The organism is Flagellimonas olearia, assembly GCF_009184425.1.
GTDB classification, from domain to species: Bacteria; Bacteroidota; Bacteroidia; order Flavobacteriales; family Flavobacteriaceae; genus Flagellimonas; species Flagellimonas olearia.
In genome coordinates, this window is record NZ_WELG01000001.1 from 1,292,200 (window position 1) to 1,311,804 (window position 19,605).

The 19,605-nt window shown below is 44.4% G+C and carries 19 protein-coding genes; 13 read left to right on the forward strand and 6 right to left on the reverse strand.

Features of this window, described 5'->3' with window-relative positions; genetic code table 11:
* Positions 1-3: 3 nt before the first annotated feature.
* Positions 4-735, forward strand: a complete 732-nt coding sequence (locus F8C76_RS05580; RefSeq protein ID WP_152130806.1) for an SAM-dependent methyltransferase — start codon at positions 4-6, stop codon at positions 733-735.
* A 54-nt stretch (positions 736-789) separates the two neighbouring features.
* Here F8C76_RS05580 and F8C76_RS05585 read toward each other — a convergent pair whose 3' ends face one another.
* From F8C76_RS05585 to dapF, 4 genes are all read right to left on the reverse strand, one after another.
* Positions 790-1,434 carry a hypothetical protein gene (locus F8C76_RS05585; protein ID WP_152130807.1) on the reverse strand — a complete coding sequence of 215 codons (645 nt, stop codon included), beginning with the start codon at positions 1,432-1,434 and terminating at the stop codon, positions 790-792.
* A gap of 159 nt (positions 1,435-1,593) precedes the next feature.
* Positions 1,594-2,637 (reverse strand): endolytic transglycosylase MltG, encoded by a 1,044-nt coding sequence (gene mltG / locus F8C76_RS05590; protein ID WP_152130808.1) that lies wholly within the window; start codon positions 2,635-2,637, stop codon positions 1,594-1,596.
* Positions 2,627-3,160, reverse strand: a complete 534-nt coding sequence (locus tag F8C76_RS05595; RefSeq protein WP_152130809.1) for a GNAT family N-acetyltransferase — start codon at positions 3,158-3,160, stop codon at positions 2,627-2,629. The genes mltG and F8C76_RS05595 overlap by 11 nt, the downstream gene beginning before the upstream one ends.
* Complete coding sequence (gene dapF / locus F8C76_RS05600) at positions 3,154-3,930, reverse strand: diaminopimelate epimerase (RefSeq protein ID WP_152130810.1); 777 nt, start codon at positions 3,928-3,930, stop codon at positions 3,154-3,156. The genes F8C76_RS05595 and dapF overlap by 7 nt, the downstream gene beginning before the upstream one ends.
* Positions 3,931-4,063: 133 nt before the next feature.
* Here dapF and F8C76_RS05605 point away from each other — a divergent pair, with 133 nt between their 5' ends.
* The 10 genes from F8C76_RS05605 (at position 4,064) to F8C76_RS05650 (ending at position 16,090) form a co-directional block, all read left to right on the forward strand.
* Positions 4,064-5,455 carry a trypsin-like peptidase domain-containing protein gene (locus tag F8C76_RS05605; RefSeq protein ID WP_152130811.1) on the forward strand — a complete coding sequence of 464 codons (1,392 nt, stop codon included), beginning with the start codon at positions 4,064-4,066 and terminating at the stop codon, positions 5,453-5,455.
* A gap of 133 nt (positions 5,456-5,588) precedes the next feature.
* On the forward strand, positions 5,589-7,037 hold the full coding sequence (locus tag F8C76_RS05610) for a glyceraldehyde-3-phosphate dehydrogenase (protein WP_152130812.1): 1,449 nt from the start codon (positions 5,589-5,591) through the stop codon (positions 7,035-7,037).
* Between the two features lie 117 nt (positions 7,038-7,154).
* Positions 7,155-7,763 (forward strand): tRNA (guanine-N1)-methyltransferase, encoded by a 609-nt coding sequence (locus F8C76_RS05615; RefSeq protein ID WP_152130813.1) that lies wholly within the window; start codon positions 7,155-7,157, stop codon positions 7,761-7,763.
* 60 nt (positions 7,764-7,823) lie between these two features.
* Positions 7,824-8,267, forward strand: a complete 444-nt coding sequence (locus tag F8C76_RS05620) for a GNAT family N-acetyltransferase (protein WP_152130814.1) — start codon at positions 7,824-7,826, stop codon at positions 8,265-8,267.
* A gap of 36 nt (positions 8,268-8,303) precedes the next feature.
* A complete protein-coding gene (gene trmD, locus F8C76_RS05625; protein ID WP_152130815.1) occupies positions 8,304-8,978 on the forward strand; it encodes a tRNA (guanosine(37)-N1)-methyltransferase TrmD in 675 nt (224 codons plus the stop codon).
* 6 nt (positions 8,979-8,984) lie between these two features.
* Entirely contained in the window at positions 8,985-9,320 is a 336-nt protein-coding gene (locus F8C76_RS05630; protein ID WP_152130816.1) for a hypothetical protein, read from the forward strand.
* Between the two features lie 113 nt (positions 9,321-9,433).
* Entirely contained in the window at positions 9,434-9,784 is a 351-nt protein-coding gene (rplS, locus tag F8C76_RS05635; RefSeq protein ID WP_116217924.1) for a 50S ribosomal protein L19, read from the forward strand.
* 620 nt (positions 9,785-10,404) lie between these two features.
* The gene (locus F8C76_RS05640; RefSeq protein ID WP_152130817.1) at positions 10,405-12,627 is read left to right on the forward strand and encodes an NADP-dependent isocitrate dehydrogenase; all 2,223 of its coding nucleotides are present in this window, start codon (positions 10,405-10,407) and stop codon (positions 12,625-12,627) included.
* Positions 12,628-12,783: 156 nt separating this feature from the next.
* The gene (locus F8C76_RS05645; RefSeq protein WP_152130818.1) at positions 12,784-15,192 is read left to right on the forward strand and encodes a TonB-dependent receptor; all 2,409 of its coding nucleotides are present in this window, start codon (positions 12,784-12,786) and stop codon (positions 15,190-15,192) included.
* A 4-nt stretch (positions 15,193-15,196) separates the two neighbouring features.
* Positions 15,197-16,090 (forward strand): DUF4249 family protein, encoded by an 894-nt coding sequence (locus tag F8C76_RS05650; protein WP_152130819.1) that lies wholly within the window; start codon positions 15,197-15,199, stop codon positions 16,088-16,090.
* Positions 16,091-16,099: 9 nt separating this feature from the next.
* Here F8C76_RS05650 and F8C76_RS05655 read toward each other — a convergent pair whose 3' ends face one another.
* Positions 16,100-17,419, reverse strand: coding sequence for a GntP family permease (locus F8C76_RS05655; RefSeq protein WP_152130820.1), 1,320 nt, complete (start codon positions 17,417-17,419; stop codon positions 16,100-16,102).
* Positions 17,420-17,475: 56 nt separating this feature from the next.
* Between F8C76_RS05655 and F8C76_RS05660 the strand changes: the two genes are divergently transcribed.
* Positions 17,476-17,712: a DUF6095 family protein gene (locus F8C76_RS05660; protein ID WP_129652652.1), complete on the forward strand. Its 237-nt coding sequence runs from the start codon at positions 17,476-17,478 to the stop codon at positions 17,710-17,712.
* Here the strand turns inward: F8C76_RS05660 and F8C76_RS05665 are convergent.
* Entirely contained in the window at positions 17,709-18,413 is a 705-nt protein-coding gene (locus F8C76_RS05665) for a DUF4294 domain-containing protein (RefSeq protein ID WP_439108294.1), read from the reverse strand. The genes F8C76_RS05660 and F8C76_RS05665 overlap by 4 nt on opposite strands.
* Before the next feature lie 102 nt (positions 18,414-18,515).
* Here F8C76_RS05665 and F8C76_RS05670 point away from each other — a divergent pair, with 102 nt between their 5' ends.
* Complete coding sequence (locus F8C76_RS05670; protein WP_152130822.1) at positions 18,516-19,604, forward strand: M42 family metallopeptidase; 1,089 nt, start codon at positions 18,516-18,518, stop codon at positions 19,602-19,604.
* Position 19,605 lies beyond the last annotated feature (1 nt).

Genomic DNA, 19,605 nt, shown 5'->3' on the forward strand with positions numbered 1-19,605 from the left:
CCTATGGAAGAAGAGGTTAAACCGGGTTTGGTCATGGGTAAGGTGTATTTGATTCCTACAACACTTGGGGACAATGCCCCGCTTGAAGTACTGCCCATTTCCATTAAGCGCACTATTGAGAACATAGATCACTATATTGTTGAAAACGAGAAAACAGCTCGGCATTTTATCAAAAAAGTGAGCCCTGGCAAATCCCAACCCGACCTACATATAGAATCCCTGAACAAGTATACGGACCCCTCCATGATTCCTTCTTATTTAGACCCTTGCATCCACGGTCTTGATGTAGGGCTTTTGTCCGAAGCAGGTTGCCCTGGCATTGCCGATCCTGGTGCCGATGTGGTCAAGGTGGCCCATGAACGAAGAATCCAGGTAGTGCCCTTGGTTGGCCCCTCCTCCATTTTAATGGCCATGATGTCCAGTGGAATGAACGGGCAGAATTTTGCCTTTAACGGCTATCTTCCCATTGACAACAAGGAACGTAAAGCCATGATAAAAAGCCTGGAACGCCTCTCAAGGGATAAAGGTCAATCCCAGATTTTTATGGAAACCCCATACCGAAACAATAAGTTGGTCCAGGAATTGGTAAGAACCCTGCAAAAAAGCACCCGTCTGTGCATTGCCTGCGACATTACGCTTCCTACGGAGTTCATCCAGACCAAAAGTGCCCATGAGTGGAGTGAAATCAATGTGGATTTGGACAAACGTCCCACCATCTATATCATTCAGGCATAAAAAAACCCAGAACAATTATATTCTGGGCTTTTCCATTCTTTATTTCTTGCCGAATCAAATCTTTGGATTCTTCTTCTGCGGAATGATGGAAACATCATATCCCGAGAACTTTTTAATGTAGTACGAAATGCTACTCCCAAAGGCATCGGCCACGTCATTTTGGCCATACGACCTAAGGTATTTCTTCACATTTCCGGCCCCAGCCAAATGGGCAGCGGCCAAAATCCCTGATTCCGTGACCACGGCCCCTCCTATACGTTTCCCTTTAAACCGTTTGATATCCCTACGCAATATCCATTTATTCCTTGCAATATTGGTATCAAAGGCCTTTTCTTGAAGCATGGGGTCGTCCAAAAAGCTCTCAATGTCATGAACGCCCATCAAGTTCAGGGTGCTTCCCCCAAACTGATATTTGCCCAAATAGCCCAATGTATTTACAACGTGGTATTTCCCTTGGGATTCCTTGAAAGCCAGCGCTTCCTTAAATCCAAAATATGCTTTCCCAAGGAACGGAGGGGTCACTTCATCAACCTCATTTACAGCAACTGAATCCTGAGGTGCAAAAAGTTCCAAGTTTTCCTCTACCTTCAGAAAATCAGGAACTTCCACATTCCTTTTCTTCGTAAGGGTATAAGAACCAAAGCTTGTCAAAACTACAATCATGGCAAGATGTAGTATAAAACCTATCCATCTTTTCATAATGCTCATATTAGTGATCTCAATACATATACGTATTGAAATTAATTTTGGCCGGCAAAGATAGGGGGAGTGTTCTTGTTGATTGGTGTAAAGCTCCTAAGATTTTCTTAAAAGAGGCCCAAATTACGTTAAATAACTGAAAATTAACGATGAATAACGTTATCTGAGTACTTTTTGCTCATTGAGCCATCGGGTATATTGCACCTTATTCCGGTTATGTTGCGCCAAAGTTTTGGCAAACATGTGGTATCCAAAGTTAGATACATCGGCCACAAAATAGAGATATTCGTGTTTTTCTGGGTTGAGTACCGCTTCTATGGAGGAGATATCGGGCATGGTAATAGGACCTGGTGGAACCCCGGCATATTTATAGGTATTGTAGGGGGAATCCATCTCCAAATCACGGTACAGCACCCTTTTAATTATGGTGTCATAATTCCCCGTTTCCTTTTTAATGGCAAAAATGACCGTGGGATCGGCCTGCAACAGGATTCCTTTTCGGATTCGGTTGAGATAAACCCCGGCTACCCTGCGGCGTTCATCCACTTTGGCCGTTTCTTTTTGTACCACGGCCGCTAGGGCTATTACCTGCTCTGGGGTAAGGTTTTGTTCTTTGGCTTTTTGCAATCGCTCTTCATTCCAAAATGCACGATACTCCTTGAGCATTCTATCACGGAAGCCTTCTGCCTTGGTGTTCCAGAAAAATTCATACGTATTGGGAAGGTACATCCCCAACTTGCTGTCTTCATCGAAATTGGTTTCTCGAAGAAAATCAGAATCATTGAATGCTTGTAAGAGTGATACACTGTCGGCCTCCAATTGTTCCGATATACGACCCGCCAAGGACTCCAAGGACTCTTGGTTGTTGAAGGATACACGAACCGGAACATTGGCACTCCGCAACGTATTGATGATCTCGTTGTTGTTCATCCCCTTTTTTAAGGCGTATTTTCCTGCCTTAATATTGGTGACATAGCCTTTTCGTTTGGCAACCGCTTCAAAGGTGGACAAATCTTTCAACAAGGGATCTAAACTGGACTTTACATCGGTGAAGGTAGCATCTGAGGCAATATAGACAAAAGCCTCATTGTTATTGAATTGCGTATTTGGACTAAAGATGGCATTATAGATTTGGTAGGCCACCAATCCGCATACCAAAAGCCCAAGCAAGGCCACTGTCCAAAGTATTTTTTTAAGATACATCCTTTTTTATCTTTTGAAACATTATCTCATTTTTGAACCCTGTACTGGTCCTGATCCATTCCTTTTTCACGCCTATCTTTTCAAATCCCAACTTTTCAAACAAATGGATACTATTGGTGTTTTCTTCCAAAATATTGGCATACAACTGATGAAGATCCAAAACGGAGAAGACATAATCGCATAACAAGTCAAGAGCTTCCGCTCCCACTCCTTTATTTCGGTTATCAGGGTTGGCTATCACTATGCCTATTCCCGCTCTTCGGTTTTTGGGATCAAAATCGAACACATCAATTAAGCCAACACATTGGTCATCTTTATCGCAAATACACAATCGCAGTTGTTTTACGTCATAAATGTCTCGATGGGCATTCTCCAAGTAAAGGCGAAGTACTTTTTTGGAATACGGCCGTAAGGTCCCACTGATTTCCCAAATGGAAGTGTCGTTTTCCAACTGATATAGAAAATCCAGATCCGTGGGTTCCAAGGCCCTCAGGTAAATATGTTCTCCCTTTAAGGTCAACATGATATTACACCTTTGAATACTTGTATGGCCGGTCCTTGCAAAAAGACATTTGTATAAGTATCATCCTGTTGTTCGAAACTTATGGTAAGGTTACCTCCTGGCGTTTTCACCTTTACAACCTTGGATTCGGTTTTTCCGGATTGATGCATGGCAATGGCCACGGCAGTGACCCCCGTTCCACAAGAAAGCGTTTCGTTTTCAACACCTCTCTCATACGTCCTTACCTGAAAGGTATCATCCGTTGATTGCTCCACAAAATTGATGTTGCTACCAGATTTTCCATAGATTCCGTACCGGAGCTTGGCTCCTTCCTTGGGCACATTGAAATGCTTCAAATCCTCCACAAGCTGCACATGGTGAGGGGAACCTGTGTCCAAAAAACTGTAATTGGGCTTTTCCCGAACCTCGGCCACATCCACCATCTTCAACTTCACCATATCCCTGTCAATAGTGGCATGGTGCAACCCATCGACCGCATTGAAAGTAGTTTCATTACCGATCACCCCTAAAAAATGGGCAAAGGCCACCAAACATCTTCCTCCATTGCCACACATACTGCCTTCGGCCCCATCGGCATTAAAATACACCATCTTAAAATCCGTGCTGGGGTCATTCTCCAGAAGAATCAATCCGTCTGCCCCTACCCCAAAACGCCGATCGCACAAATGTGCCACCAACTGGGTGTCATTTTTGGGAAATCTTCCCTGCCGATTGTCAATGATCACAAAATCGTTCCCTGTTCCTTGGTATTTAAAAAACTGTAGTTCCATAATTCGCTACAAAGGAACAAATATAGGGCATTCTTTAAGAGTTTTTTGGTAGTTAAAAACGAGTTAAACCCATAAAACCGAAAAATGAATTCTTTTAATTTTGTTAGAGCTAAATGTTAAATTAGTATTGATTATGAAGAGAATAGCTAGTTTATTTCTGGTATCCTTATTCGCAGGGGCAATCACCCTGGGAGCTTACAAATTATTTTTTGAAAAAGGCCATTACCAATTGGCCGTTTCACAAGAAGAGATTCCTTTGTTGAGCACAAGTAACCTGCCTACCTCGGCGAGGGGTGCGGGCATCAATGAGGTGGACTTTACCCTGGCCGCGGAAAAAACCGTGAACTCCGTGGTGCACGTGAAAAACTTGACCTTGAGCAAAGGCCCAAGCAGTCTATCGGATTTCTTTTATGGTTTTGAACGCCAACAGACCCCACAAATCGGGTCCGGTTCGGGTGTCATCATCTCTCCCGATGGCTATATTGTCACCAACAACCATGTGATCGACAATGCCAGTCAATTACAAGTGAACCTGAACAACAATAAGACCTATGAGGCCGAAGTGATCGGTTCAGATGCCGATTCCGATATAGCTTTATTAAAAATCAATGCGGAAGAACCACTGCCCTACTTGGCCTTTGGGGATTCGGACAATGCCAAAATTGGGGAATGGGTGTTGGCCGTTGGCAACCCATTCAACCTTACCTCCACGGTAACTGCTGGAATTGTAAGTGCCAAAGCAAGGTCTTTGGGTCGCAACCAATCCTTTATCCAGACCGATGCCGCGGTAAATCCGGGTAATAGTGGTGGTGCCTTGGTCAACACCAATGGAGACCTTATCGGCATCAATACGGCCATTACCTCGCAAACTGGCTCCTATGTGGGTTATGCCTTTGCTGTACCTAGTAATATTGCTAAAAAAGTGGTGGAGGACATTATGGAATTTGGCAACGTACAAAAAGGATTGTTGGGTATTCAAGGAGGGGACCTTACCTCTTCCCTTGCCGAGGAAAAAGGACTTAGTGGCTCGGACGGGGTTTATGTTTCCAAAGTGACCGAAGAGTCTGGCGCTGCCGAGGCAGGGCTACAAGAAGGGGATATTATCAAACAAGTGGACAACATAGCTGTCCATAAGTTTTCGGAATTATCCGGATATCTATCTTCCAAAAGACCCGGTGATGTGGTTGAAGTGGTTGTAGATCGTAATGGAAAGAATGTTTCCAAAAGGGTCACGCTCAAAAAACAGTCCAGCATCATCCTTCCCATGACCGGTTTTACGGTTAAAAACCTTTCCAAGGAAGACCAAAAGAAATTCGGAATCTCCAAAGGGGTTAAAATCATTGATGTTCCGGAAGCATACGGAAGATATGGGTTGGAAAACAAGATCATCACCGAAGTAGATGGCAATGAAGTCAACAATATTGATGATGCCAAGCGCCATTTCGGTGAGATTTCAAGGTATGGCCGCACCAGCTTTACCATGATCAATGAAAAAGGTGAAAAAGAACATATGATCCTGCAATAAAGCACATGGAAAACAAAATACGAAAGCACCTCGATCGGGGTGCTTTTTTTATATCGAATTCTTTTACGAAAACGTTTGAAATATCTAATTTTGCCAACATCTATCTAACTAAAACAATCGTTTCCAAGAGCTTATGAGCAACATCAAATCCTACGAAAAAGAGCTTGCCTTCCAAGCAGACCGAAGAAAGGCCACCACGGAATTCATAAAGATCATCAGTGATCTATGGTACGACAAGGCCATTGAGGTGGTGCTCTTCAAAAATCAAATTATTGACAAGAACGTGAGCGACATCATCAACCTGCACGAATATGCCGGGGAGTTTGTCCAGAAACCCATTTCCATTTTTGATTCGGTCGAAATTTTACGTGCCATTAACGACATCAGTCTACCACCGGCCAAATTGGACATTGGCAAACTTACCTACGAGTACCATTCCGATGACAATACCCATCTCAATGTAAAGGCATTTGTTCTGGACAAGCTAAAGGATGCCCAATTTTCCAAAGAGATCAAACCCAAGGATGTGGTACTGTACGGATTTGGAAGAATAGGAAGATTGGTAGCACGGGAACTTATGGCCAAAACCGGAAGAGGTAGTCAGTTACGGCTCAGGGCCGTTGTGGTCCGCGACCAATTGACCGAGGAAGTCCTTGAAAAAAGGGCCGCTTTGCTGCGCACCGATTCGGTTCATGGGCAATTTATGGGTACAGTGGACGTGGATGTCAAGAACCAGGCCCTCATCATCAATGGCACCACGGTAAAGTTCATCAGTGCCGCAAGGCCGGAAGACATTGACTACACCAAATATGGCATCATTGGCGCCTTGATCATAGACAATACCGGAGCCTTCAGGGATAAGGAAGCATTGTCCAGACATTTGGAATCCAAAGGGGCCAGCCGGGTATTGCTCACTGCCCCCGGAAAAGAGGTACCCAATATTGTCCACGGCGTAAACCATAAGGAGTTTGACCCGGACAAGATCAAAATTTACTCCGCCGCATCCTGCACCACCAATGCCATAACACCTATATTAAAGGTCATCGAGGATTCCTTAGGCATCAAAAAAGGGCATTTGGAAACCATTCATGCCTATACCAATGACCAAAATTTGGTGGACAACATGCACAACAAATATCGTCGGGGACGTGCTGCAGCACTGAACATGGTCATTACGGAGACAGGTGCTGGAGCTGCCGTGGCCAAGGCATTGCCTTCCCTAAAGGGAAAATTGACTTCCAATGCCATTCGGGTTCCGGTTCCCAACGGTTCGTTGGTGGTCCTCAATCTAGAAGTAAAGAACAAGACCACTGTGGAAGGCATCAACACCATCCTAAAAAAATATGCCTTGGAAGGGGATTTGGTGGAACAGATAAAATATTCCCTGAGCAATGAGTTGGTATCTTCGGATATCGTAGGAACCTCTGCACCATCCATTTATGACAGCAAGGCCACCTTGGTGTCCGGGGACGGCAAGAGTGTGGTGCTCTATATATGGTACGATAACGAATATGGATATTCGCACCAAGTCATTCGGTTGGCAAAATACATCGCCAAGGTTAGGCGTTATACGTATTATTAGTAGTGTATTGCGAAAGCGTTTCATCCAGGGTCAGAAGGTTTTTCTTTTGATTTCTGGTTTATTGATGTAATTTCGCCCTACCCTTAATCTAAATTTAATACGAGAATACTATTGACTATGAAGCATTTAAGAGTTTTATTGCCCCTCGCCCTACTTGTAACTTTCTTTTCATCCTATGCCCAAGAGGAAGAAACCTCAGAGAATTCGGACATGACCATAAAAGGCCAGTTTGAGGAGATGGAAAGAAAATCCACCAACTATAGATCTGGAAATGGTGTTCCCTATGAAGTAATTCGGCTATCCAGTCTCAATGAGGTGAAGAGCAATATTTTTGATACCATCAATACGGCGTACAAGAGCATCAAGGACCTTTCCGCAACCATAACCGGCAACGAGGCACAGATAGAAGATCTCAATACAAAACTACAGGATACCACCAATAAGCTGAACACGGTCACAGAGGAAAAGGACAGCATATCCTTTTTTGGTGCTTTGATCAGCAAAGGGACCTATAATTTCATTTTATGGTCCATCATCTTTGCCCTTTTGCTGTTTTTGCTCTTCTTTATCTACAGGTTCAGAAACAGTAACTTCCTGACGCATCAAGCCAAATCTGCCCTTACCGATCTGGAAAAGGAATATGAGGACCACAGAAGACGTGCCTTGGAGCGGGAGCAGAAAATAAGCCGTCAGTTGCAAGACGAATTGAACAAGCAGAAAAAATAAAGAAAAGGCTTCCCTCAGGAAGCCTTTCAACTATCCGTACAAGAACCTAGAATCTATCCCATGACCGTAAAAAAGGCAACCCTATCCGATTTGGAGCACATTGCCCCCCTTTTTGATGCCTACAGGGTCTTCTACGGACAGCCCTCGGACCTTGAAGGTGCCAGTTCTTTTTTAAAAGAACGGTTTACCAATGAAGATAATATTGTTTTCTTGGCCTATGAGGATGAAAAAGCCATTGGGTTCACCCAACTCTATAAAACCTTTTCATCCGTTTCCATGCAACCCCTCTATATCCTGAACGATCTTTTTGTGTTGCCCGAACATCGAAAAAACGGAGCGGGAGAAGCTTTGCTGGAGCAAGCAAAAGTGCACTGCCAGGCGATGGGCTTTAAAGGTTTGGCTTTGGAGACCGCTGCGGACAATCCAGCCCAAAAGCTGTATGAACGCTTGGATTGGAAAAAGGATACCGCATTCTTTCACTACTTTTGGAAGAATCCCAAATAACGTATCAATAAAACATGCATTATTTGCTATACATCTATGAGAATTGACATCATCACCGTATTGCCGGAACTGCTTGAAAGTCCTTTTGAGGCCTCCATACTAAAAAGGGCCCAAGAGAAAGGCCTGGTTGAGGTGCATTTACACAATTTACGGGAATACACCACCGGCAATTACCGACAGGTGGACGACTATCAGTTTGGCGGAGGTGCCGGAATGGTCTTGATGATCGAACCCATAGACAAATGCATCACCCAGCTTAAAAGCGAAAGGGAATACGATGAAATCATCTACATGACGCCGGACGGCCACACCTTGAACCAACGTATGGCCAATGAAATATCCCTGAAGAAAAACCTTATCATCCTGTGTGGACATTACAAAGGGGTGGATCAACGCGTAAGGGATATGTTCGTGACCCGGGAAATCTCTGTGGGCGATTATGTATTGTCTGGCGGCGAACTCGGTGCTGCCATTTTATGTGATGCCGTAATACGATTGCTACCCGGGGTCTTGAACGATGAGACCTCTGCCCTAACCGATACGTTCCAGGACAATCTACTGGCCCCTCCTGTATATACCAGACCTGCCGAATATAAAGGAAAGAAGGTTCCTGAGATTCTCCTCAGTGGAGATTTACCGAAAATTGAAAAATGGCGCGAGGAACAAGCTTTTGAACGCACAACGCAACGAAGACCCGATCTATTAAAATAAACCGATATGGACAACACCGACTCTATCTACTTTGCCGCAAGTGGGCTATTGCATGGCATTATACAATTGGTTGTGATAGTGGCATGCATCATCCTAGTGGTCAAACAAAAGAGCGGTGCTACGATTTTAATGTTGGTTGGACAAATTTTGGCCCTGATGTTTTCCATGGGTAGATACGTCTGGAACTTTGTTGCCGCCCGTGACGGAGTGGATTCCCTGTTGATGGCCAATAAGATCATGGCGCTTTTAGGACCGCTCCCTTATGCTATTTTTGCCATTGGATTGGTTTTGTTCGCTACAAATCAGGTGAAAAAGCAGCATCCAGAACAAGAAAGCGCTTAAAGTTCACAAAACAGCTTGCCAATTCTAAATATTGCATTACTTTTGCAATCTCAAAATCAACCTCTGACGATGTACGTGAAAGTTGATCTTGTCAAACACTTAAAAAAAACATCATGGAATCCTTAGTAAAATTTGTTGAAGACGAATTTGTTCCAAAAAAAGATTTTCCAAAATTCTCTTCCGGAGATACCATCACGGTATATTACGAAATCAAGGAAGGTGAAAAAACACGTACCCAGTTCTTTAAAGGAGTTGTAATCCAGAGAAGGGGAAGCGGTGCCACTGAAACCTTTACCATCAGAAAAATGTCCGGTACGGTAGGTGTGGAAAGAATTTTCCCCATCAACATGCCAGCCCTTCAACGTGTTGAAGTGAACAAAAGAGGTAAAGTCCGCAGGTCAAGAATCTTCTATTTCAGAGGCCTTACCGGTAAAAAAGCCCGAATCAAAGAGATTAGGGGATAACAAAACCCCGACACCAAAAAAAAGCACCTTTTCAAGGTGCTTTTTTTATGAACAATTGTTAATAACATCGGTTCATACAATGTTGATTTTTAATCGGTTACAAAATTTGGATATCTAAGACTTAATCCTATCTTAGCAGAAGAAATAATGAAAATGATACCATCAGATTCTTATTTCGATTTTAAAGTTGACGTTCTTTAAATGCTGATGTTTCCCTTTAAATTGGTAACACTACTGATCACAAAAGGAATTTCAAATCAAGGTAAGGCTCAGGCTGCTTGGGGAGAAATAATAAATTTTATGTGCGGGTGGAAGAGCAATTTTCCATCTTGATAAGATTTAGGAAACAACTGGTACCACTTTGCAAGACGTTGTTTAGTTGAAAAATTAAGGACAGAAAGCAGGGTAAACGTTAAAAGGGCAACAGATGCGGTCTTCGGATTTGCAGTTTTGTAGCAACACAAAACAAGTCTTTTAGTCCTTTTCAGAAAGCCATATCAATGTGCATACATCGATATGGCTTTTGTTTTTTCACATTCCCTCTCATTTTTGTGCCCATTTCCTTTATTCCGCACCATTCATAAGTCGTATATTTGCACCGCTCAAACAAATACATTTAAATGGCCAAAATTTATTATACCAAAACCGACGAGGCACCAGCCTTAGCAACTTTATCTTTCTTACCCATTGTAAAAGCCTATACCGATACTGCCAATATTTCCATTGAAACCAAGGATATTTCCTTGGCGGGCAGGATCATTGCTGCTTTTCCGGAGTTTCTGGACAAGGAACAACAAATCTCTGATGACCTTGCCATTTTGGGAGATTTGGCCAAAACTCCAGAGGCCAACATTATTAAACTACCCAACATCAGTGCTTCCATTCCCCAGCTTAAGGAGGCCATCGAGGAATTGCAAAGCAAAGGCTACAAGCTTCCGAGTTATCCGGATGAAGCAAAAACTGATGCAGAAAAAGACATCAAATCCCGTTACGACAAAATCAAGGGAAGTGCTGTAAACCCCGTATTGCGTGAAGGAAACTCTGACCGAAGAGCTCCAAAGGCCGTAAAAAATTACGCCAAGAAAAACCCACATTCCATGGGAGAATGGTCACCCAACTCCCACACCCATGTGGCCTCTATGGCGCATGGCGACTTTAAGGCCAATGAAAAGTCGTTGACCATGGATCATGCGGGCGATGTGCGCATCGAGTTGCAGGACAACGCAGGGAACACCAGTGTATTAAAAGATAAGATTGCCTTGCAGAAAAGCGAGGTCATTGATGCCACCGTAATGAGCAAAAAGGCATTGGTTGAATTCCTTACCAAGGAAATTGCCGATGCACGAAAAAACAATATCCTACTTTCACTGCACTTCAAGGCGACCATGATGAAGGTCTCCGACCCTATCATCTTTGGCCATGCCCTTGAGGTATATTTTGCCGATTTATTTGAAAAGTACGGTGATACCTTCAAGAAATTGGGCATCAACCCTAACAATGGTCTGGAGACCCTTTTGGACAAATTGTCCGAACTTCCAGATGACCAACACAAAGAAATTGAGCAAGCCATTGCGGCAAGCATTGAAAACGGCCCTGATTTGGCCATGGTAAATTCCGATAAAGGAATCACCAACCTCCATGTGCCCAGTGATGTGATTATCGATGCATCCATGCCCGCCATGATCAGAAACTCTGGTAAAATGTGGGACAAAGACGGAAAGCTTCAAGATACCAAGGCCGTTATTCCTGATAGCAGCTATTCCGGGGTGTACCAAGCTACCATCGATTTTTGTAAAGAGCACGGTGCTTTTGACCCCACCACCATGGGAACTGTACCCAATGTGGGACTTATGGCCCAAAAAGCTGAGGAATATGGCTCACACGACAAAACATTTGAGATTCCCACAGATGGCACCGTGAAAGTAGTCGATGCCACTACCGGAAAAACCCTGATCGAGCACAAGGTGGAAGCCGGCGATATCTGGAGAATGTGCCAGGTTAAGGATGCACCCGTACAGGATTGGGTGAAATTGGCCGTGACCCGAGCCAGAGCTACGGACACTCCCGCAGTGTTCTGGTTGGATAAGGACAGAGCGCATGATGCCGAACTTATCAAAAAAGTCAATCTATATCTTAAAGACCATAATACCGAAGGTTTGGATATCCGAATCCTATCGCCACTTGAAGCCACCAAATTTACCTTGGAGCGTATCAAGGAAGGAAAGGATACCATTTCCGTGACCGGAAACGTGCTACGGGATTACCTTACCGACCTCTTCCCTATTTTGGAAGTGGGTACCAGCGCCAAAATGCTTTCCATTGTTCCTTTGATGAACGGTGGTGGACTATTCGAGACCGGTGCTGGAGGTTCCGCCCCCAAACACGTTGAACAATTTTTGGAGGAAGGTCACTTGCGATGGGATTCTTTGGGTGAATTTTTGGCCCTTGCCGTTTCCCTGGAGCACTACAGTGAGAAAAACGGTAATGACAAGGCCAAAGTATTGGCCGTAGCATTGGACAAAGCCACCGAAAAATTCCTTGACAACGACAAATCCCCTTCACGAAAGGTAAACGAATTGGATACCCGTGGAAGCCACTTCTATTTGGCATTGTACTGGGCCGAACAGTTGGCCAACCAGAATGAAGATGCCGAACTGAAATCGGTTTTCGGTAAAGTATTTGAAGCCATGTCTTCCAACGAGGCGAAAATTGCACAGGAATTGATTGATGCGCAAGGTGCGCCAGTGAACATTGGTGGATACTATCTGCCCGATGCCACATTGGCCTCAAAGGCCATGCGTCCCAGCGATACCTTGAACGCGATTATGGAGACTATCGCCTAACAACGTATTTGAATTCATCTTTAAAAAAGGGTGTAGTGCTGATTTTAAATCTGGCACTGCACCCTTTTCAATTAGCATCTGTTTTTCAGAAAGTTACTTACCAATTTTAGCTTTTATATTTTCTATAAATGTGTATTTTGTAGGAAAATCCACAGAATGTCCAAACGATACCTGATTTTGGTTTTTGCTTTGTTTGCGAAAATTGGTTTCATACAGGCACAACAAAAATTCACATTGAGTGGTACCGTTTCGGAAGCCAATAGCAATGAAACGCTGATAGGGGTCACCATTGCCGTTCCAGCTCTTAAAACTGGTGTCACCACCAACGAATATGGGTTTTACTCCCTTACCCTTCCCCAAGGGGAATATGAAATTGTTTTGAGTTATCTCGGCTTTCAGGACATACGGCAGACCATACGTCTTGACAAGAACATAAAAAAGGATTTCAGCCTTCTGGAAGCTGCGGAAGAGTTGGAAGAAGTTGTGGTCACCGACGATGCAGAACGACTGGATATTAGAAAACCCCAAATGAGTGTGACCACCTTGGCCGCCAAAACCATCAAAAAAATTCCGGTGGTCTTGGGAGAGGCCGATGTGGTGAAATCGCTTCTGTTATTGCCCGGGGTGACCAATGCCGGTGAAGCTTCTTCAGGATTTAACGTCAGGGGTGGTGCCGCTGACCAAAACCTCATCCTATTGGATGAGGCCACCGTGTTCAATTCTTCTCATTTGTTTGGTTTCTTCTCGGTCTTTAATCCTGATGCGATCAAAGATGTAAAACTCTTCAAAGGAGGCATTCCCGCCCGATATGGCGGAAGGGTTTCATCCGTACTGGAGATTTTCCAAAAAGAAGGGAACAGCAAGGACTTTAAGGTCAACGGTGGTATTGGTGCTGTGGCCAGTAGATTATTGCTTGAAGGACCCATCATTAAAGACCGAACCGCTTTTTTAGTGGGTGGAAGGGCTTCCTATGCCCATCTTTTCCTTCCCTTGTTCGATGTGGACAATAAAGCCTATTTCTATGATTTGAACACAAAAATCAACCATAAGATCAACGATAGAAACAGCATCTTTCTGTCCGGTTATTTTGGAAGGGACCTTTTTAGCCTCAGCGAAAGCTTTGTGAACACCTATGGCAATGCCGTGGGAAATTTTAGATGGAACCATTTGTTTTCAGACAAGCTGTTTTCCAACCTATCCCTTATCTATTCCGATTATTTTTATGGATTGGAGCTTGATTTTGTGGGATTTGAATGGGATTCTGGCATTCAAAACTTTAACCTGAAGTACGACCTAAAACATTATATCAATGATAAGCTCCAGCTCAATTACGGCATGCACAACACCTACTACGTGTTCAATCCCGGAAGGATACGCCCCAATAGCCCAGATTCTGGTATTGTTGAGGAGCAACTGACGAAAAAGTATGCCAATGAAAATGCCATTTATTTGGATGCTGAGCATAAGATATCGGACAACCTCAGCATGAGTTATGGCCTAAGGATCAGTCAATTCAATAGATTGGGACAAGATGAATTCTATGTATACGAAAATGATAACCCCGTATTGTTCGACCCCTTTACCTTGATCTATCGGGAAGCGGAGCCCATAGACACCATCAACCCGGGAAAAGGCGGAACCCTTAAAAAGTTCATTAATCTGGAACCCCGTGTATCGGCATCCTATAATTTCAATGGGAAAAGTTCCGTAAAAGCCAGTTATACCCGCTTGGCGCAATATTTACATTTGCTGTCCAACACCAGTTCCCCTACCCCTTTGGATGTTTGGACCCCCAGCGGCCCGTTTGTGGAACCTCAATTGCTGGATCAATATGCCATTGGATATTTTAGGGACATCAAAGAGGGTGTTTTTTCCTTTGAAACCGAGGCATTTTACAAAGAGATACAAAATAGAATCGATTATATTGATGGTGCTAACCTTATTGCCAACAACGCCATAGAACAGATTATTTTGAATGGTGAGGCCCGGGCCTACGGCCTTGAATTCCTCATCCGGAAGAATGAAGGGAGGCTTACCGGCTGGTTGGCCTATACTTGGTCCAAATCGGAACAAAGGACACCTCCCAGAGATCTTACGGCTTTTGGAATAGACACGGGTCGCTCCGACCTTGAAACAGGCATTAATCTGGGACAGTGGTACAGCACTCCCTATGACAAAAGACACGACCTTGCACTCTATGGCAGCTACGAGTTGAGCAAAGCTTGGAGCTTTAATGGGAACTTTGTATTTCAGACCGGACAGCCCACCAATTATCCCGTGGGGCAATTTGAATTTGAGGGATTGGCTGTTCCCTATTATGGCCTGCGAAACAAAGAACGGCTGCCAGACTATCACAGAATGGACATTTCAGCCATCCTCACCCCAAAACGAAATGACCGGAAAAAGATACAATCCGAATGGGTGTTCAGCATCTACAATGTCTACAACCGGAAAAATGCGGCTTCCATCAACTTTAGGGAGAATGAGGATACCGGAAGAAATGAGGCCGTGCGAACCGCCATTTTTGGGATTATCCCATCCATAACCTATAACTTTAAATTCTAGTGTTATGAAAAAGGAAATTTTCTACATATTGATTCTGTTTTCATTGGTTTCTTGCGAGGATGTGATAGACGTAGATTTGCCCGAAACCGAACCCAAGCTCATTGTAAATGGTCTGTTACGGGTGGATAAAAGTCAGGAATTTGTTGATGTGCGCATAGAGATGCGGGAAACCACCAACTTTTTTGAGGACAACACCATAACCCAAGTGGAAAGTGCGGTCATTGGCTACGGGGTACCCAACCAATTTGGGGAACTCACCCAATTGGCCTTTTCCTCGCTGACCGAGGAAGCACCAGGAACAGGAGTCTATGTCCCTGACCCCAACTTCTCATCGGACCAACGCATACGTACTGCCGCCGTGGAACCAGGAGTGGTCTTTATCCTTCAAATACAGCACAAGGATAAAAGTTATTATGCCAGAACGGAATATGCCCCTACGGTTCCGTTGGATAATTTGGAGCAAGGGGACAATACGCTTTTTGATGAGGATGAAACCGAGGTCATTGTAACCTTTACGGACGACCCAGACACCTTGAATTATTACGTCTTTGATTTTGGGTACGGTAACTTTCAAGCGTTGGAAGATCAATTCTTTCAAGGGCAGCAGTTCCAATTTTCCTATTTCTACGACAACAATCTGAGCCCTGGTCAAACGGTTACCATAAGTATCCTAGGGGCCCATCAAGAGTTTTACAATTACATGGACCTCTTGGTGGAACAGACACAGGCCGATGGTGGAGTGTTCCAAACTCCTGTGGCCACAGTCCGGGGAAACGTGTTTGACGTCACAGGATTGGACAATATCGATATTTTTGACAATGTGCAGCGCCCTGATGAGTATGCCTTGGGCTACTTTGCCGTGGTCCAGGAATTTTCACGATCCCTTGTTATAGAATGATGCCATTTCTTATTGTACAAAGTACAACAAGAGTACCATTAAGATCCCCACGATACCTTGAAACAGGGTGCCTAAAGTATGTCCCCGCAAAGCGGTTTTAACGGTGATGTTTGAAAACTGGGAAACCACCCAAAAATAGCTGTCATTGATATGGGAAACGGTCATGGCCCCTGCCCCAACAGCCAGTACGGCCAATGATTTATCCATGGCGGAAACCAATCCAAAACTTTCCAGCAAGGGGGCAATAATCGCCGAAGTGGTAATGATGGCCACTGTGGAAGACCCTTGGGCCGTTTTCAACACCGCTGCAATCACAAAAGCAATCAACAGACCTCCCATTCCTGAACTGGATTCCAAATTGATCATGGAAGCAATGTCCATGGTGCGCAAAATGGCTCCAAAAGCTCCTCCAGCTCCAGTTATCAAAACAATGGCCCCAGCTTGCTTAAAGGCTTCCGAAACCCAGCCTTCCTTATCCTTGGCGGGTACCTTGCGCCCTAGGGAGAGGGCCAAAAACACTCCCACCAACAAAGCCATGATGGGATTTCCCAAAAAGTCGAGGAGATGAAAAACGATCCCTTCCCCCAAGGGATGGGTAGGATAATTGACAATGGATTTCATAGCGATCAGCACTATGGGTACCAAAAGCGGCATAAATGCCTGAATGGGTTTAATGGAGGTCTTGAATTCTTCTTTTTCCAAAACATCATCCACCGTTTCATCCTCTTTCAAGGATTTCCCAATAAGTCTGGCCCAAAAATAACCCGCCAGTGACACGGGAATGGACACGGCAAGACCCATGAGCAGTACCAGGCCCAAATCGGCCTCCAATAAAGCTGCTGCTGCCAAAGGTCCCGGGGTTGGGGGAACAAAAACATGGGCTGCATACAATCCCGTGGCCAAGGATATGGCGAATACCATCACCGGAATTCCTGTTTTTTTGCTGATGGCCTTGTTGAGTGAGGAAAGGATGATAAATCCCGAATCGCAAAACACCGGTATGGAAATCACATACCCAGCCAGATTGATGGCCAAAGGGGAACGTTTAAGGCCGATTATTTTTAAAATACTATTGGCAAGAACCTGGGTACTTCCGGTTTTTTCCAAATAAATCCCAATGACCGTCCCAAACGCTATCACCAGCCCAATACCAGAAAGGGTCTTTCCAAACCCCTCCGCAATGGTATTCATGATATCCGTAGGCGAAAGCCCCAAAAGAAAACCTGAGGCCACCGCCGCTATGGTCAGGGAGAAAATGGGGTGCATCTTGAATTTCACTGTTGCCACAATGATAAAGAGCACCACCAAGGCCAAAACCAATAGTTCCATGTTCAATTTTTATGCGATATCCCTTAAATATAAGCTAATATTCCTACTTTGGTCCCATGAGACATACGGATAAGGAGCTTTTGGTAAAGGGAATCAAATCGTTTGGCTATACCGTTGCCACCATGTTTTTAGGTCCCTTTCTATTGTATCAGGCTTTTAAAAATGAAAATCACCCCTTTTATATTCCCGTTTTGATACTGGGAATCCTTGTTGCGGGACTGGCCATTTATCTCGGGTTCAGGTCCGTGAATATTGTAATGGATGCCTTATTTGGAAAGAAATCAAAGGATTAATTTTTAGAGCTCGCAGGGGCGTTTTTCCATTTGTTGCTCAACTGGGCATAATCATAATCCAAAACCGATTTCTGCCGGTCCAGTCGATTTGAGGCAAATGCCCGTTGCAAAATATCCTCAATGAGATAGTCTTCGTGCACCTGTTCCGGTCGGAATTCCTCTTTCAAGCTAATGCTGAACATGCTCGCCGTGGTATTGTACCAAAAGGCCCGCCATCCACTTCGCAATTCCTTGACCAGATCAAAGGCAGTGGTACCGGTCTGCCGATAAATCAGTTTCACCAAGATCTGACCTTCGGTCCGGGTCAATTTTTTCAACTCGGCCGAAAACTCCTCTTCAATGAACTTTTGCACCTTCTTGGTATATCTTTTTTGATGTCGTCGCTTTTTAATGTGTTGTAGACTGTCGTTCAGTTCCACCAATCGCTCGGCAGCCAACTTGGCGTAGGGATACACTTTCAGGGTCTTTCTTCTCAGGATATAGTACCGGAGTTTTTCATTGCGATCGGCAAATTCCAGTTTCCCAAAGAGATACACTTCGTCCAATGCAATGGAACTGTACAGAATGGAATCCCCCTCAAACCGCACATAGTAATCCTCAATGGAATCCTTGGGATTCACCAAGGAGTCCGTTCCCATTTCCTGCGAAAAACCAAGGCCATGCAGGGTTAAAAAGACAATCAAAAAACTAGTGTGCCACATGCGGTCCATTGTTCAAAAGTCTTGCCAAAATTAAGGATAAAGGTAAGATTTGGCTATTAAATAAAAGTGAATATTAGTATGTTTGTGTACTAAATTGAACACATGGCAGCAGCAAAGATCATCAACGCTAAATCCCTTAAATTCCTTGAAAAATATCTAAACAATGCTTCTCCCACCGGCTACGAATGGGAAGGACAGAAGATTTGGATGGAGTACCTGAAACCTTATGTGGATGAGTTCATCACGGACACCTATGGGACCGCCGTAGCGGTCATCAACCCGAAGGCCAAGTACAAAGTGGTGATTGAGGGACATTCCGATGAGATTTCATGGTATGTAAACTATATTACGGACAATGGCCTGTTGTATGTAATCCGAAATGGAGGGAGCGATCACCAGATTGCACCGTCCAAGTGGGTGAACATCCATACCAAAAAGGGCATTGTAAAAGGTGTTTTTGGATGGCCTGCCATCCATACCCGTGACAGGGCCAAGGAAGAGTCACCAAAGGTGGAGAACATCTTTATCGATATCGGGGCCAAAGACAAGGCCGAAGTGGAGAAAATGGGTGTTCATGTGGGCTGTGTTATTACCTATCCCGATGAATTCCACATCCTGAACAAGGACAAATTTGTCTGCCGCGCCTTGGATAACCGTATGGGTGGGTTTATGATTGCCGAAGTGGCGCGTTTGCTCCATGAAAACAAGAAAAAGCTTCCTTTTGGATTGTATGTCACCAATTCGGTTCAGGAAGAGATTGGGTTACGTGGTGCCGAAATGATCACCCAGACCATTAAGCCCAATGTGGCCATTGTCACCGACGTTTGCCATGATACCACCACCCCTATGATCGATAAAAAGAAGGAAGGGGAAACCTCCATAGGTTCCGGACCGGTAGTTTCCTATGCCCCTGCGGTACAGAACAAGTTGCGGGAACGCATTCTGGAAACGGCCGAAGCCAAAAAAATACCCTTCCAACGATTGGCGGCATCCCGCTTCACGGGAACGGACACCGATGCCTTTGCCTATAGCAACGGTGGAGTGGCCTCTGCGTTGATTTCGCTGCCTTTACGCTACATGCACACCACTGTGGAGACCGTGCACAAGGATGACGTGGAAAATGTAATTCGTTTGATCTACGAAACTTTGTTGACCATCAAGGAAGGAGAGACGTTTAGCTATTTTGATTAAA

Coding starts and splice junctions, on each gene's coding strand:
- F8C76_RS05580 (WP_152130806.1), top strand. CDS start 4: ATGGAAGAAGAGGTTAAACCGGGTTTGGTCATGGGTAAGGTGTATTTG.
- F8C76_RS05585 (WP_152130807.1), bottom strand. CDS start 1,434: ATGAAAAGATGGATAGGTTTTATACTACATCTTGCCATGATTGTAGTT.
- mltG (WP_152130808.1), bottom strand. CDS start 2,637: ATGTATCTTAAAAAAATACTTTGGACAGTGGCCTTGCTTGGGCTTTTG.
- F8C76_RS05595 (WP_152130809.1), bottom strand. CDS start 3,160: ATGTTGACCTTAAAGGGAGAACATATTTACCTGAGGGCCTTGGAACCC.
- dapF (WP_152130810.1), bottom strand. CDS start 3,930: ATGGAACTACAGTTTTTTAAATACCAAGGAACAGGGAACGATTTTGTG.
- F8C76_RS05605 (WP_152130811.1), top strand. CDS start 4,064: ATGAAGAGAATAGCTAGTTTATTTCTGGTATCCTTATTCGCAGGGGCA.
- F8C76_RS05610 (WP_152130812.1), top strand. CDS start 5,589: ATGAGCAACATCAAATCCTACGAAAAAGAGCTTGCCTTCCAAGCAGAC.
- F8C76_RS05615 (WP_152130813.1), top strand. CDS start 7,155: ATGAAGCATTTAAGAGTTTTATTGCCCCTCGCCCTACTTGTAACTTTC.
- F8C76_RS05620 (WP_152130814.1), top strand. CDS start 7,824: ATGACCGTAAAAAAGGCAACCCTATCCGATTTGGAGCACATTGCCCCC.
- trmD (WP_152130815.1), top strand. CDS start 8,304: ATGAGAATTGACATCATCACCGTATTGCCGGAACTGCTTGAAAGTCCT.
- F8C76_RS05630 (WP_152130816.1), top strand. CDS start 8,985: ATGGACAACACCGACTCTATCTACTTTGCCGCAAGTGGGCTATTGCAT.
- rplS (WP_116217924.1), top strand. CDS start 9,434: ATGGAATCCTTAGTAAAATTTGTTGAAGACGAATTTGTTCCAAAAAAA.
- F8C76_RS05640 (WP_152130817.1), top strand. CDS start 10,405: ATGGCCAAAATTTATTATACCAAAACCGACGAGGCACCAGCCTTAGCA.
- F8C76_RS05645 (WP_152130818.1), top strand. CDS start 12,784: ATGTCCAAACGATACCTGATTTTGGTTTTTGCTTTGTTTGCGAAAATT.
- F8C76_RS05650 (WP_152130819.1), top strand. CDS start 15,197: ATGAAAAAGGAAATTTTCTACATATTGATTCTGTTTTCATTGGTTTCT.
- F8C76_RS05655 (WP_152130820.1), bottom strand. CDS start 17,419: ATGGAACTATTGGTTTTGGCCTTGGTGGTGCTCTTTATCATTGTGGCA.
- F8C76_RS05660 (WP_129652652.1), top strand. CDS start 17,476: ATGAGACATACGGATAAGGAGCTTTTGGTAAAGGGAATCAAATCGTTT.
- F8C76_RS05665 (WP_439108294.1), bottom strand. CDS start 18,413: ATGTGGCACACTAGTTTTTTGATTGTCTTTTTAACCCTGCATGGCCTT.
- F8C76_RS05670 (WP_152130822.1), top strand. CDS start 18,516: ATGGCAGCAGCAAAGATCATCAACGCTAAATCCCTTAAATTCCTTGAA.